This is a genomic window from Pseudotabrizicola alkalilacus (assembly GCF_003443995.1).
Lineage (GTDB): Bacteria > Pseudomonadota > Alphaproteobacteria > Rhodobacterales > Rhodobacteraceae > Pseudotabrizicola > Pseudotabrizicola alkalilacus.
Genome location: NZ_QWEY01000001.1, coordinates 312576 through 325813, shown reverse-complemented (window position 1 = coordinate 325813; position 13238 = coordinate 312576). Strand labels below are relative to the sequence as shown.

11 protein-coding genes are annotated in these 13238 nt (G+C 64.6%); 10 read left to right on the top strand and 1 reads right to left on the bottom strand.

All coding sequences use genetic code 11. The features are described from left to right. Nucleotides 1-292: 292 nt before the first annotated feature. Nucleotides 293-1192 (bottom strand): alpha/beta fold hydrolase, encoded by a 900-nt coding sequence (locus tag D1012_RS01595; protein ID WP_118150014.1) that lies wholly within the window; start codon nt 1190-1192, stop codon nt 293-295. Between the two features lie 458 nt (nt 1193-1650). Here D1012_RS01595 and D1012_RS01590 point away from each other — a divergent pair, with 458 nt between their 5' ends. The 10 genes from D1012_RS01590 (at nt 1651) to D1012_RS01545 (ending at nt 13160) form a co-directional block, all read left to right on the top strand. After that, entirely contained in the window at nt 1651-3228 is a 1578-nt protein-coding gene (locus tag D1012_RS01590; protein ID WP_118149577.1) for a 2-isopropylmalate synthase, read from the top strand. A gap of 181 nt (nt 3229-3409) precedes the next feature. Next, nucleotides 3410-4123 carry an SGNH/GDSL hydrolase family protein gene (locus D1012_RS01585; RefSeq protein WP_118149576.1) on the top strand — a complete coding sequence of 238 codons (714 nt, stop codon included), beginning with the start codon at nt 3410-3412 and terminating at the stop codon, nt 4121-4123. 294 nt (nt 4124-4417) lie between these two features. Beyond that, on the top strand, nt 4418-5455 hold the full coding sequence (locus D1012_RS01580; RefSeq protein ID WP_118150013.1) for a rod shape-determining protein: 1038 nt from the start codon (nt 4418-4420) through the stop codon (nt 5453-5455). Nucleotides 5456-5531: 76 nt separating this feature from the next. After that, nucleotides 5532-6515: a rod shape-determining protein MreC gene (gene mreC, locus D1012_RS01575; RefSeq protein ID WP_118149575.1), complete on the top strand. Its 984-nt coding sequence runs from the start codon at nt 5532-5534 to the stop codon at nt 6513-6515. Next, nucleotides 6508-7047, top strand: coding sequence for a rod shape-determining protein MreD (locus D1012_RS01570; RefSeq protein ID WP_199489423.1), 540 nt, complete (start codon nt 6508-6510; stop codon nt 7045-7047). Before mreC ends, D1012_RS01570 begins: the two co-directional genes overlap by 8 nt. Nucleotides 7048-7057: 10 nt before the next feature. Further along, complete coding sequence (gene mrdA, locus D1012_RS01565) at nt 7058-9001, top strand: penicillin-binding protein 2 (RefSeq protein ID WP_118149573.1); 1944 nt, start codon at nt 7058-7060, stop codon at nt 8999-9001. Between the two features lie 9 nt (nt 9002-9010). Further along, on the top strand, nt 9011-10150 hold the full coding sequence (gene rodA, locus D1012_RS01560) for a rod shape-determining protein RodA (protein WP_118149572.1): 1140 nt from the start codon (nt 9011-9013) through the stop codon (nt 10148-10150). 3 nt (nt 10151-10153) lie between these two features. Continuing rightward, on the top strand, nt 10154-11080 hold the full coding sequence (locus D1012_RS01555) for a 2-hydroxyacid dehydrogenase (protein WP_118150012.1): 927 nt from the start codon (nt 10154-10156) through the stop codon (nt 11078-11080). Nucleotides 11081-11196: 116 nt separating this feature from the next. Further along, nucleotides 11197-12087 carry a DMT family transporter gene (locus tag D1012_RS01550; protein WP_118149571.1) on the top strand — a complete coding sequence of 297 codons (891 nt, stop codon included), beginning with the start codon at nt 11197-11199 and terminating at the stop codon, nt 12085-12087. A 68-nt stretch (nt 12088-12155) separates the two neighbouring features. Continuing rightward, on the top strand, nt 12156-13160 hold the full coding sequence (locus tag D1012_RS01545; RefSeq protein WP_118149570.1) for an NAD-dependent epimerase/dehydratase family protein: 1005 nt from the start codon (nt 12156-12158) through the stop codon (nt 13158-13160). Nucleotides 13161-13238 lie beyond the last annotated feature (78 nt).

Genomic DNA, 13238 nt, shown 5'->3' with positions numbered 1-13238 from the left:
GGATGGGAGAGGGTTCAATGGCGGCGGGTTCCCCCTGTGTTACATCGCGTGGAGAACAGCAAAATCAACGGGTTGACCAAGTGAAATTAAGAGCTTGTTAAGGGATGCACCGGCAAAAGACAGGCTCGCGCTCTGTGCCCATTGCTGCTTGCTAAATACTCCCGCGCGGAGCGCATCACCGGCGGCAAACCGACCGCGCACTGCAGATCCATCGCGCCGGGTCAGCCTTGCGTGGCAACGCCGTCGCGGGTGGCTCGATGCCACCCGCGACGGCCCCTGCGTGCTGGGTCGGTCAGTCCCGCGCGGTCCGTGCCGCCAGCGTCAGCACCGCTGCGGCAAAGGCCTCCGGGGCTTCTTGCGGCAGGTTGTGGCCCGCGCCGTCGATGATCTGGCGCGCGTAAAAGCCGGTGAAATGCGGGCGGTGCGGGTCGTGCAGGGTTGGCGGATCGACGCCGTCATCGCCGCCTTGCAGCACGATGGCGGGCACGGTGATACCGGGTTGCGCGGCCAGTTGCGCCTCGATACCGTCATAGGCCGGATCGCCGGGGATACCGCCAAAGCGGTGGCGGTAGGAGTGCAGGACGATCTCCACAAAATCCGGGTTGTCGAACGACGGCGCAGATGCCGCCCATGTCGCGGCGTCAAACTGCCAGCTGGGCGACCAGATCTGCCAGATATGGCGGCACAGGTCGTTGCGGTTGAGCGTGAGCCCGGCGCGGCCCCGTTCGGTGTGGAAATAATACATATACCAGTAGCGGGCTTCCTCGGCCGCCGGAGCGGGCGTGCTGGCCTGTGCTATGTTCTGGATGTTATAGCCCTGACCACAGCTGACAAGGCCGCGCACCCGCCCGGGCCAGAGGGCTGCGACAATGCAGGCGGCACGCCCGCCCCAGTCATAGCCGCCCAGCAGCGCACTTGGGATCGACAGCGCATCCATGAAGGCCAGCAAATCCGCCCCCAATGCCGCCTGCTGGCCCGAGCGCATCGTATCCGGCGACAGAAACCGGGTCGGGCCATAGCCGCGCAGATAGGGGACCAGACAGCGGAATCCCTGCGCGGCAAGCCGGGCGGCCACAGCATCAAAGGCGCGCGGATCATAGGGAAAGCCGTGCAGCAGGATGACCGGATCGCCGCTGTCCGGCCCGGTCTCATGATAATGGATCTCCAGACAGCCAGCGGTGATGGATTTCATCGGATACCCTTTCTTGCGCCCCTTTTCCAAAGCCTAGGCAGAGGACTGACAGGTGGCAATGGCGGGTGTGCCTGACGGAAAACTGCATCCGGCGCGACAGTCCCCCCACCCCATCCCTCCCCCACAAGGGGGGAGGGAGGCGCTTTGTCGGCTGGCGTGGGGTGCATGGGGCAAAGGTCGGGCGCTTCCCCTCCCCCTCTGTGGGGAGGGGAGAGGGGTGGGGGTGCGGCGGGGGCAAATCGGGGGCAAATCGCCTCTTTACATTCCGGTCGGCGCGGCTATCGTCGCCAGCATGACACGGGACACACATATCGCATGCTTGAACGGGGCCGTCGCCCTGTCGGCCGCCCGTGGTCTGCTTCTCCTTAGCTGCCTCTGAGCGTGCCCTTTGGGTGCTGCCGCTCGGAGGGGAACAGCGCCCAACAAGGACAAGCCAAAGACATTCAAGGAACAGACCGATGACATCTGCAACTGCACCGCAGGACCGCGTTTTCATTTTTGACACCACGTTGCGCGATGGCGAGCAAAGCCCCGGCGCCACCATGACCCATGAGGAAAAGCTGGAGATTGCCGGCCTCTTGGACGAAATGGGCGTCGATATCATCGAGGCCGGGTTTCCCATCGCCTCGGAGGGCGATTTCGCCGCCGTGTCGGAGATTTCAAAGCGCGCGAAGACCTCCACCATCTGTGGGCTGGCGCGGGCGAATTTCAAGGATATCGACCGCTGCTGGGAGGCGGTGAAACACGCGCGCTCGCCGCGCATCCACACCTTTATCGGCACCTCGCCGCTGCACCGGGCGATCCCCAATCTGGACATGGACCAGATGGCCGAGCGCATTCACGACACGGTGACCCATGCGCGCAACCTGTGTGACAATGTGCAATGGTCGCCGATGGATGCGACCCGGACGGAACATGACTATCTGTGCCGGGTGGTGGAAATCGCGATCAAGGCAGGGGCCACCACGATCAACATTCCCGACACCGTGGGCTATACCGCCCCACGCGAGAGTGCGGCACTGATCCGCATGTTGCTGGAGCGGGTGCCGGGGGCGGATGAGATCATCTTTGCCACCCATTGCCACAATGATCTGGGCATGGCGACGGCGAACTCTCTGGCCGCGGTAGAGGCTGGCGCGCGGCAGATCGAATGCACGATCAACGGCTTGGGCGAGCGGGCGGGCAATACCGCGCTGGAAGAGGTGGTGATGGCGCTTCGGGTCCGCAATGACATCATGCCGTACCGGACCGCGATTGATACGACCAAGATCATGAACCTGTCGCGCCGGGTGGCGTCGGTCTCGGGCTTTCAGGTGCAGTTCAACAAGGCAATTGTCGGCAAGAACGCCTTCCTGCACGAGTCGGGCATCCATCAGGATGGCGTTTTGAAGAATGTCGAGACGTTTGAGATCATGCGGCCCGAGGATATCGGCCTCGTGCAGAAGAACATCGCCATGGGCAAGCATTCCGGCCGGGCGGCGCTGCGCGCCAAGCTGAAAGAGCTGGGGGTCGAGCTGGCCGACAACCAGCTGAACGACGTCTTTGTGCGGTTCAAGGCTTTGGCCGACCGCAAGAAAGAGGTCTATGACGAGGATCTGGTGGCTCTGGTCGCCGATGAGCAGACCAATGATGCGCATGAATTCCTGCAACTGAAAAAGCTGCGGGTGATCTGCGGCACCGAGGGGCCGCAGGAGGCCGATATGGTGATGAGCATCGACGGCGTGGATCACAGCATTGACGCGACCGGCGATGGCCCGGTGGATGCCGCGTTCAACTGTGTGAAGATGCTGTTCCCGCATTCCGCCCGGCTGGAGGTCTATCAGGTGCATGCGGTGACCGAGGGCACCGATGCGCAGGCCACGGTTTCGGTGCGGTTGCAGGAGGACGGGCGGATTGTCACCGGCGCCTCGGCCGACACCGATACGATCGTGGCCAGCACACGCGCCTATATCAACGCGCTGAACAAGCTGATCGTGCGGCGGCAGAAGACCGCGCCGGGCACGGACACCAAGACGGTGAGCTATCACGGCAAGTGAGGTAAAGCCGCTGGCCCTGTTATCGGACAGGGCCAGCGGCTGACAGCGGCAAGAAGATGAGTATTTGCAAAGCAGCAAGCCACAGGGCCGGATCTGGTCACGGGGTTGACCAAGGTTTGTCACCTTGTCGCCAAGGTTGAGTGGTGTTTCTGGCAGTCAACGGACCGGGAACAGGCAAATCATGATTCGGATCACTATGGCGCTGCTGGCGCTGGCGCTGCTGTTTGGCTGCGGCGAACCTGTATCACAGGGGGTTGGCGCGCGGGTATTGGTGGTTGGGGATTCGATGTTTGCCGCCAACCGCGCCAACAACAAGGCGGTGGCCGATGTGCTGGAGGCGGAGCTGGGGGCAAAGGTGCTGGACCGCTCGGTGTTTGCCGCGCGCTATTTCCATCCGCTGCCGATCTCGGGCGCTGCGGGATTGCGGCTGAGCACGCAATACCGCGAGGGCGACTGGGACTGGGTGGTGATGAACGGCGGCGGCAATGACCTGCTGCTCGGCTGTGGCTGCAGCCTGTGTCAGGGCGTGCTGAACCGGCTGGTAACGGCGGACGGGCGCGGCGGGGCGATTCCGGCTTATGTCGCGCGCATCCGGGCCAGCGGGGCGCGGGTGGTTTACGCGGGCTATCTGCGCAATCCGGGCATGGGGACACCGATCAAGCATTGTGGCCGGGCGGGCAACGAGCTGGACCGGCGGCTGACGCTGATGGCAGGGTTCGATGCCGGGGTGACCTTTGTGCCGATGGCCGATCTGGTGCCCTATCGGGACGCGAGCTATCACGGGATCGACCGGATTCACCCGTCGTACAAGGGCAGTCAGGGGATTGGTGCCCGGATTGCGGCGGTCATAAAAGGCGCGCCGAAACAGGGCTTGCCCGCGCCCCGGCGCCGGTGATTCGGGCTTTGGGCCGCAGCGGGCCGTCCGGCGCGACGGGTGCCGTGCGCGGGCAAAGGCCGGTTTGAGGCGGGGGTGTTTCGGGCGACATTGCAATGGTGCAATTCCGGCGCGGTCTACTGCCATAGGCCACGCCAAATAATTGCAATCTGACAAGTTTTGCGATGTCACAGCGGATTGACGCCCGTGCGATCCTTTGCCCTTTCGCCTGTTTCCCCTGAGCCTTATATGAACCCGCCCCTATCGGTTTTGCGAGTCGAGGGGTTTGTGACGTATCAAAAGGACACCAAAGGCATGTCGATATTCTCGGGTCTGTTTTCCTCGGATATGGCGATCGACCTCGGCACGGCGAATACGCTTGTCTATATCCGTGGCAAGGGGATCGTGCTGAATGAGCCTTCGGTGGTGGCCTATCATACCAAGGACGGCAAAAAGCAGGTGCTTGCGGTGGGGGAGGATGCCAAGCTGATGCTGGGCCGCACGCCGGGCAGCATCGAGGCGATCCGCCCGATGCGCGACGGGGTGATTGCCGATTTTGAAGCGGCGGAAGAAATGATCAAGCATTTCATCCGCAAGGTTCACAAGCGCACCACATTTTCCAAACCCAAGATCATCGTCTGTGTGCCGCATGGCGCGACCCCGGTGGAAAAGCGCGCGATCCGGCAGTCGGTTCTGTCGGCAGGCGCGCGCCGCGCCGGGCTGATTGCCGAGCCGATTGCGGCGGCGATTGGCGCGGGGATGCCGATCACCGATCCGACCGGCAATATGGTGGTGGATATTGGCGGCGGCACGACCGAGGTGGCGGTGCTGTCGCTGGGCGATATCGTCTATGCCCGTTCGGTGCGGGTGGGCGGCGACCGGATGGATGAGGCGATCATCAACTATCTGCGCCGTCACCAGAACCTGCTGATCGGCGAGTCGACTGCCGAGCGGATCAAGACCAGCATCGGCACCGCCCGGATGCCCGATGACGGGCGTGGGGCCAGCATGCAGATCCGCGGCCGCGATCTGCTGAACGGTGTGCCGAAAGAGACCGAGATCAATCAGGCGCAGGTGGCCGAGGCCCTCGCGGAACCCGTCCAGCAGATCTGCGACGCGGTGATGCAGGCGCTGGAGGCGACACCGCCCGACCTTGCCGCCGATATTGTGGACCGGGGCGTGATGCTGACCGGCGGCGGTGCGCTACTGGGCGATCTGGACCTGTCGTTGCGCGAACAGACCGGGCTGTCGATCTCGGTCGCGAATGAATCACTCAATTGTGTGGCGCTGGGCACCGGCAAGGCGCTGGAATACGAAAAGCAGCTGCGGCATGTGATTGATTACGACAGCTGATCCGGGCCCGAGGGCCGGGACTTGGGTGTGGCGGCCCGCTTTGGGCCGGACGTGACAGACGGAACTGAAGACCGGCATGGCAAAGACGCGGACAGACCCCGAAGAATTCTCCCGCCCGCTGCGGCGGGTTCTGGTGGGGATTCTGGTGCTGTCGCTGCTGGGGCTGTTCCTGTTGTGGCGGATCGACAGCCCGCGGGTTGAGCGGTTCCGCGCCGCACTGATCGACCGGGTGGTGCCGTCGTTTGACTGGGCGATGACGCCGGTGACCACCGCTGCCGGGATGATCGAACAGTTCCAGAGCTATGCCAGCCTGCATGCGCAGAATCAGGATCTGCGCCGCGAGCTGCAGCAGATGAAGGCGTGGAAAGAAGCGGCCTTGCAGCTGGAACAGCAGAATGCGCGGCTTCTGGACCTCAATCAGGTGCGGCTCGACCCGAAGCTGACCCATGTGACGGGGCAGGTTCTGGCCGACAGTGGCAGCCCGTTCCGGCAATCGGTGCTGATCAATGTCGGCGCGCGGGACGGAATCTTGGATGGCTGGGCCACGATGGATGGCATCGGCGTGGTGGGGCGGATTTCGGGCGTTGGCGAGCGGACGGCGCGGGTGATCCTGCTGACCGATACCAACAGCCGGATTCCGGTGACCGTGCAGCCCTCGGGGCAAAAGGGGCTGCTCTCGGGCGACAACACCGCCCTGCCCCCGCTGGAGTTTCTGGAAAAGGCCGATGAGGTGCGCCCGGGGGACCGGGTGGTCAGCTCTGGCGATGGCGGGATGTTTCCGGCCGGGCTCCTGGTGGGTCAGGTGGTGCTGGGCAATGACCGGCGTTTGCGGGTCAGTCTGAGCGCGGATTATCAGCGGCTGGAGTTTCTGCGCGTGCTGCGCAGCCATCAGCTGGCGCCGATCACCGACGCGGGCGCATTGGTGGCCCCGCCGCTGTTGCCGGACGGGCCCGACACCAGTGGTGCCCTGAACACCGAGGCGCTGCCTGCGCGCGGCAATCAGCCCGAGGCCCTGCCTGCGGCGGATGCCAGCACCGAGACGGATGGCAACAGTGAGTGATGCGTGGCGCTCCAGCGTCTGGTTCTATCGCGGGCTGTTTGTCGGGATCGCGCTGCTGCTGTTGTACCTGCGGCTGCTGCCGCTGGGGTCAGAGGCGGGGGACTGGCCGGGGCCGGATCTGATGCTGTGTCTGATTTTTGCATGGGCAACGCGGCGGCCGGAGTATTTGCCGGTCTGGCTGCTGGCGGGGGTGCTGCTGCTGGAGGACATGATCCTGCTGCGGCCGCCGGGGCTGTGGACCGCGCTGGTGGTGATGGCGGTGGAGTTTGTGCGCAACCGCGTGGCGCTGACGCGCGAGCTGACGCTGGTGGCAGAATGGGCGATGGTGGCGGGGCTGATGATCGCCTGTCTGCTGGCCTACCGGCTGGTGTTCACGCTATCGTTCCTGCCGCAACCGGCATTCGGCTTTGCCTTGATGCAGGTTTTGTGGTCGATCCTGTGCTATCCTGTTGTCGTGGGGGCCAGCCGTCTGGCCTTTGACCTGCGCAAGCCCGCCACGGGCGAAGTGGACAATTACGGACGCCGGTTGTGAGGGGCAAGACGTGAGACGCAGCCCGAAGGAAACCGAAGACTCTGCCCGCGTCACGCATCGCCGTGCGCTGCTGATGGGCGGCGCGATGACGGCAATGTTCGCGGTGCTGGGCGCGCGGATGCGCTATCTGTCGGTCGATCAGGCCGATCAGTTCAAGCTCTTGGCCGAGGAAAACCGGATCTCGATCCGGCTGATCCCGCCGGCGCGCGGGCTGATCCATGACCGCAACGGCAAGGTGCTGGCCGCGAACGAGCAGAATTACCGGGTGGTGATCACGCGCGAAGACGCGGGGAATGTTGATGAGGTGCTGGCCAAGCTGGCGCATATCATTCCGCTGACCGCCGATGATCTGGACCGCACCACCAAAGAGATGCGCCGCACCAGCCCGTTTGCGCCGATCACCGTGGCGGATCGTCTGACCTGGGAAGACCTGTCAAAGATCGCGCTGAATGCGCCGTCACTGCCCGGTGTCTCGCCCGAGGTGGGGCTGAGCCGGCAATATCCGCGTGACACAGATTTCGCGCATGTGCTGGGCTATGTCGGCCCGGTGTCGGAGCGTGATCTGGAGGCGCTGGAAAGCCCGGACCCGCTGCTGCGCATTCCCAAATTCCAGATCGGCAAGATCGGGGTGGAGCGTTGGCTGGAAGACCAGCTGCGCGGCCGGGCGGGCACGCGGCGGATCGAGGTCAATGCCGTGGGCCGGGTCATGCGCGAGCTTGAGCGGGAAGAGGGTGATCCGGGATCAGACGTGCGGCTGACGATTGATGCCGATGTGCAGAATTTCGTGCAGGCCCGGCTGGGCGATGAATCGGCAGCGGCGGTGGTGATGGATGTGACCAACGGCGATATCATCGCCTGTGTGTCCTCGCCGTCATTCGACCCCAACCTGTTCGTGCGCGGTATCAGCCATACCGACTACAACGGGCTGATGGAGAATGACCACCGGCCACTGGCCAACAAGACGGTGCAGGGGCTGTACCCGCCGGGCTCGACCTTCAAGATGATCACCGCGCTTGCGGCGCTGGAGGCGGGGGTGATCACGGTCAATACCACCGTGCGCTGCCCCGGCCATCTGGAGTTTGGCGGTCGGCGGTTTCACTGCTGGAAGCGCGCCGGGCACGGCGCTGTCAATCTGGAAAAATCGCTGTCGGAAAGCTGCGACGTTTACTATTACGACATCGCCCAGCGGGTCGGGATCGAAAAGATCGCCGAGATGGGCAAGCGCTTTGGCCTTGGCATCCGCCACGACATTCCGATGTCGGCCATTGCCGATGGGATCATGCCCAACCGGGCGTGGAAGCAGGAACGGCACAAGCAGGACTGGCGGATCGGCGACACGATCAACGCCAGCATCGGTCAGGGCTATGTGCTGACCTCGCCCTTGCAACTGGCGGTGATGACGGCGCGGATCGCGACGGGCCGCGCGGTGAGTCCACGTCTGGTGCGGTCGGTCGATGGCAAGGATGTGCCGGTGCCCGAGGCCCCTGACATCGGCATTTCGGAAGACATCATGCGCAAGATCCGGTCGGGCATGTTCGCGGTGATGAATGCCGAGCGTGGCACGGCAAAATCGTCGCGTATCGCGGATGAGGCGCTGGTCTGGGCGGGCAAGACCGGCACCAGTCAGGTGCGCAACATCACGGCGGCAGAACGGGCGCGCGGGGTGATCTCCAACGATCAGCTGCCGTGGAACCGCCGCGACCATGCGCTGTTTGTCGGTTTTGCCCCCTATGCCAACCCGCGCTATGCGGTGTCGGTGGTGGTGGAGCACGGCGGCGGCGGCTCAACGGCCGCAGCTCCGATCGCGCGCGATGCCATTTTGCGCGCGCTGAGCGGCGGGTTGCCGCCGCTGTCGGCCTATCCTGCCAGCCAGCGCAACCGGATCGAGTCGATGCTGCAAAAGCTGCCACTGCGCGATGCCGATGGCCGTGCCCCCGAATCCACCCGCGCATAAGGGGGCGGCATGAGTTTTCTGGAATATCGCGTCAAATTCGTGCCCACCGGCCTGCGCAAGGTGCTGCACCTGAACTGGCCGCTGATCGTGCTGGTGACAGCGGTTTCTGCGGTGGGCTGGCTGGCGCTGTATTCCATCGCGGGCGGGCGCATGGATGTCTGGGCCGGGCGGCAGATGCAGGTGTTTGCGCTTGGCGCGGTGCTGATGCTCTTTGTCGCCTTTGTGCCGATCTGGTTCTGGCGCAACATGTCGCTGCTGGCCTATATCGTCTCGATCCTGTTGCTTTTGGTGGTCGAGTTTTTCGGCAGCATGGGCATGGGTGCGCAACGCTGGATCGAGGTTGGCGGCATCCGCCTGCAGCCCTCGGAAATGGCCAAGGTGACGCTGGTGATGATGCTGGCGGCCTATTACGACTGGCTGGATGTCAAAAAGACCTCGCGCCTGTTGTGGGTGCTGATCCCGGTGGTTCTGACCGTGATTCCCACCGTGCTGGTGCTGATGCAGCCCAACCTGGGCACGGCGCTGATCCTGTTGATGATCGGCGGCACGGTGATGCTGCTGGCCGGGGTCAGCTGGTGGTATTTCGGGGTGGTGATCAGCGGCATTGTCAGCACAGTCTGGGCGATCATGGCCAGCCGGGGCACAGACTGGCAGTTGATTCATGACTATCAGTTCCGCCGGATCGACACGTTTCTGGACCCCACCTCCGACCCGCTGGGGGCGGGATACAACATCATTCAGGCGCAGATCGCGCTGGGGTCTGGCGGTTGGGGTGGCAAGGGATTCATGCAGGGCACCCAGAGCCGGCTGAACTTTCTGCCCGAAAAGCACACCGATTTCATCTTTACCACTCTGGGCGAGGAGTTCGGCTTTGTCGGCGTCTTCAGCCTGCTGGTGCTGTATGCCTTGATTCTGGTGTTCTGCTACGTCTCTGCGATGCAGAACAAGGACCGGTTTTCGGTGCTGCTGATCCTGGGGATTGCGGCAAACTTTTTCTTTTATCTGGCGATCAATCTGGCGATGGTGATGGGGCTGGCCCCGGTGGTCGGCATTCCGCTGCCGTTCCTGTCTTATGGCGGATCGGCGATGCTGGTGCTTTTGGTGGCCTTTGGCCTGATCCAGAGCGCCCATGTTCACAGACCGAGGTAGATGATGATCACTGTCCTGTTCGCCGCCCCTGACCTTTGGGGCGAGTATTCCGATGTGCTGCCGCAAGCGCTGACAGAGGCGGGGATCACGGCGCAGGTGGTGCAGGAGGCAGACCCCGGCACGGTCGATTACATCATCTATGCCCCCAGCGCGCCGCTGCAGGATTTCACGCCCTTTGTGCGGGCCAAGGCGGTGCTGTCGCTTTGGGCAGGGGTGGAGCGGATTGTCGGCAATGCCACACTGACCCAGCCGTTGTGCCGGATGGTCGATCCGTCGCTGACCGAAAGCATGGTCGAATGGGTGGTGGGCCACACCTTGCGCCATCATCTGGGGATGGATGCGCATATCATGAACCCGGAACACCGCTGGATCCCGGTTGCGCCGCCGCTGGCGCGCAACCGGCCCGTCACTGTGCTGGGTCTGGGCGCCTTGGGCATCGCCTGCGCGCAGGCTTTGGCCGGTCTGAACTTTCCGGTGACGGGATGGAGCCGGACGGCAAAGACGGTGCCGGGCGTGCGCTGCCTGTCCGGGGAGGATGGCTTGCGGCAGGCACTGACCGGGGCGCAGATCGTGGTGACGCTGCTGCCACGCACGCCGGGAACCGAGAACACGCTGAATGCCGAAACGCTGGCGCTGCCCGCGCGCGGGGCGGTGGTGCTGAACCCCGGACGCGGGCCGCTGATCGACGATGAGGCACTACTGGCTGCGCTGGACGCAGGACAAATCGGCCATGCCACGCTGGATGTGTTCCGGGTGGAACCCCTGCCGCAAGATCACGCCTTCTGGGCGCATCCGCGCGTGACCGTCACCCCGCATATCGCAGCCGATACCCGTGCCGCGTCGGCCTCCGGCGTGATCGCCGAAAACATCCGCCGCGCGGAGGCGGGTGAGCCGCTGTTGCACCGGGTGGACCGCGCCTTGGGATATTGAGCGGGCGATAATGACCGCGACCTTGCCAGGTCGCGGACAGAACAGACGCCCGGCCTCCGCCCGTCTTTGATCGCCCTGCCCGCCGTTGATCCCGGCAGGCGCGGCAGGGGGCAAGGATGCCATACAAGACGGGTGTGAAACTGGTGCTGCTGGCGGCCCTGCTCTGGTCGCTGAACGGGCTGCTGATCCGCCAGATCCATGACGCGGGCACCTGGGCCGTGCTGTTCTGGCGCTCGGCCGGGATGATCCCGGTGCTGCTGGCGGTGATCTGGTGGCGCTCGGGCGGGGTGATCACGCCGTTGCGCCGTGTGGGGTGGTCGGGCGTGGTCGGCGGCATCGGGCTGGTGCTGGCCTTTGGCGGCGCGATCTTTGCCTTTCAGGCGACCACCGTCGCCAATGCGGTGTTCCTGTTCTCGGCCTCGCCGTTTCTGGCCGCGCTGCTGGGCTGGCTGATCCTGCGCGAGACGGTGCGCCCGGCGACATGGGCCGCAATTGCCCTGGCCGGGATCGGCATGTTCCTGATGGTGCGCGAAGGGCTGGCGGCGGGGGCGATGGCGGGCAATGTCGCGGCGCTGCTGTCGGCGCTTGGCTTTGCCAGTTTTACCATCGCCCTGCGTTGGGGCAGGCTGGCAGACATGCTGCCCGCCGTGGTGCTGGGCGGGCTGTTTTCGATGCTGGCCGCCGGTGTGGTACTGGCGGTCGAGGGCCAGACCCTGTGGGCGCCATGGCGCGACATTGCGATATCAATGGCGATGGGGGCGGGCGTTCTGGCCACCGGCATGGCGCTCTATACCGCGGGCAGCCGGGTGATCCCGGCGGCAGAGCTGACGCTCCTGTCGATGGTCGAGGTGCTGCTGGCCCCGCTCTGGGTGTTTCTGGCGCTGCGCGAAACGGCTTCGGCCGGAACCCTTGCGGGCGGCGCGGTGCTGATGACGGCAGTGGCGTTCAACGCGCTGTCCGGCGCGCGACGGCGCGCCCCTGCCCCGGTGGCCGGTGTGCCGATGTGAGTCCAGCCTTTACCCGCAAGCCCCAGACCCGTTAAGCAGGCACAACATCGGGCAAATGGGGAACGGGTATGGCAGGCAAGGTTCTGATCACGGGGGCGGCGGGCTTTATTGGCTTTCACCTCGCGCGGCGGCTGCTGGCCGATGGCTGGCAGGTGACAGGCTTTGACGGTCTGACCACCTATTACGACCCGGCGCTGAAACAGGCCCGGCTGGAGATTTTGCAGGCCCAGCCGGGATTTGGCTTTGAAAAGGGCATGCTGGAGGATCCGGGCCGCCTGACCGGGCTGACGGCAGAGCTGCGCCCGGATGTGATCATCCACCTCGCGGCACAGGCCGGGGTGCGCTATTCGATCGAGGCCCCCCGCTCCTATGTGCAATCCAACCTGATCGGCACGCATGAGGTGCTGGAGGCGGCGCGCGCCCACCCGCCCCGGCATCTGCTGCTGGCCTCGACCTCGTCGGCCTACGGCGCCAATACCAAGATGCCCTATGCCGAGACCGACCGCGCCACCCACCCGATGAGCTTTTATGCCGCCACCAAGATCGCCAATGAGGCGATGGCGCACAGCTATGCGCATCTGTTCGGCCTGCCGGTGACGATGTTCCGGTTCTTTACCGTCTATGGCCCCTGGGGCCGCCCGGATATGGCGCTGTTCAAGTTCAACAAGGCGATCCTGAACGGCGAGCCGATTGACGTTTACAACCACGGCGACATGCGCCGCGATTTCACCTACGTCGACGATCTGGTCGAAGGCATCACCCGGCTGATCGCCACCCCGCCCGGTGAAACGCCGGTCGGCCAGATGGACAGCCTGTCACCCGTCGCGCCGTTCCGTGTGGTCAACATCGGCAATGGCGCGCCCGAACAGCTGACCGATTTCATCAGGGCCATCGAGGCTGCGACCGGGCGCACGGCGCAGCAAAACCTGCTGCCGATGCAGCCCGGCGACGTGCCTGCCACCTGGGCAGATGCAAGCCTGATCGAGGCGCTGGTCGGCCCCCTGCCCCGTACCGATATCCGCGACGGGGTGGCGCGGTTCGTCGACTGGTATCGCGGCTGGAACGCCAGATAAGCGGAGCGCGCTGCCGCGCGCACTATTTTTATCTCGGCTCTGGCCTGCGGCCAACCGCCTCGGAAAATGCGCTCCGCG

What these genes read in the sequence shown, in the direction of transcription:
- D1012_RS01595 (WP_118150014.1), bottom strand. Translation starts at nt 1,192, where the DNA reads ATGAAATCCATCACCGCTGGCTGTCTGGAGATCCATTATCATGAGACC.
- D1012_RS01590 (WP_118149577.1), top strand. Translation starts at nt 1,651, where the DNA reads ATGACATCTGCAACTGCACCGCAGGACCGCGTTTTCATTTTTGACACC.
- D1012_RS01585 (WP_118149576.1), top strand. Translation starts at nt 3,410, where the DNA reads ATGATTCGGATCACTATGGCGCTGCTGGCGCTGGCGCTGCTGTTTGGC.
- D1012_RS01580 (WP_118150013.1), top strand. Translation starts at nt 4,418, where the DNA reads ATGTCGATATTCTCGGGTCTGTTTTCCTCGGATATGGCGATCGACCTC.
- mreC (WP_118149575.1), top strand. Translation starts at nt 5,532, where the DNA reads ATGGCAAAGACGCGGACAGACCCCGAAGAATTCTCCCGCCCGCTGCGG.
- rodA (WP_118149572.1), top strand. Translation starts at nt 9,011, where the DNA reads ATGAGTTTTCTGGAATATCGCGTCAAATTCGTGCCCACCGGCCTGCGC.
- D1012_RS01555 (WP_118150012.1), top strand. Translation starts at nt 10,154, where the DNA reads ATGATCACTGTCCTGTTCGCCGCCCCTGACCTTTGGGGCGAGTATTCC.
- D1012_RS01550 (WP_118149571.1), top strand. Translation starts at nt 11,197, where the DNA reads ATGCCATACAAGACGGGTGTGAAACTGGTGCTGCTGGCGGCCCTGCTC.
- D1012_RS01545 (WP_118149570.1), top strand. Translation starts at nt 12,156, where the DNA reads ATGGCAGGCAAGGTTCTGATCACGGGGGCGGCGGGCTTTATTGGCTTT.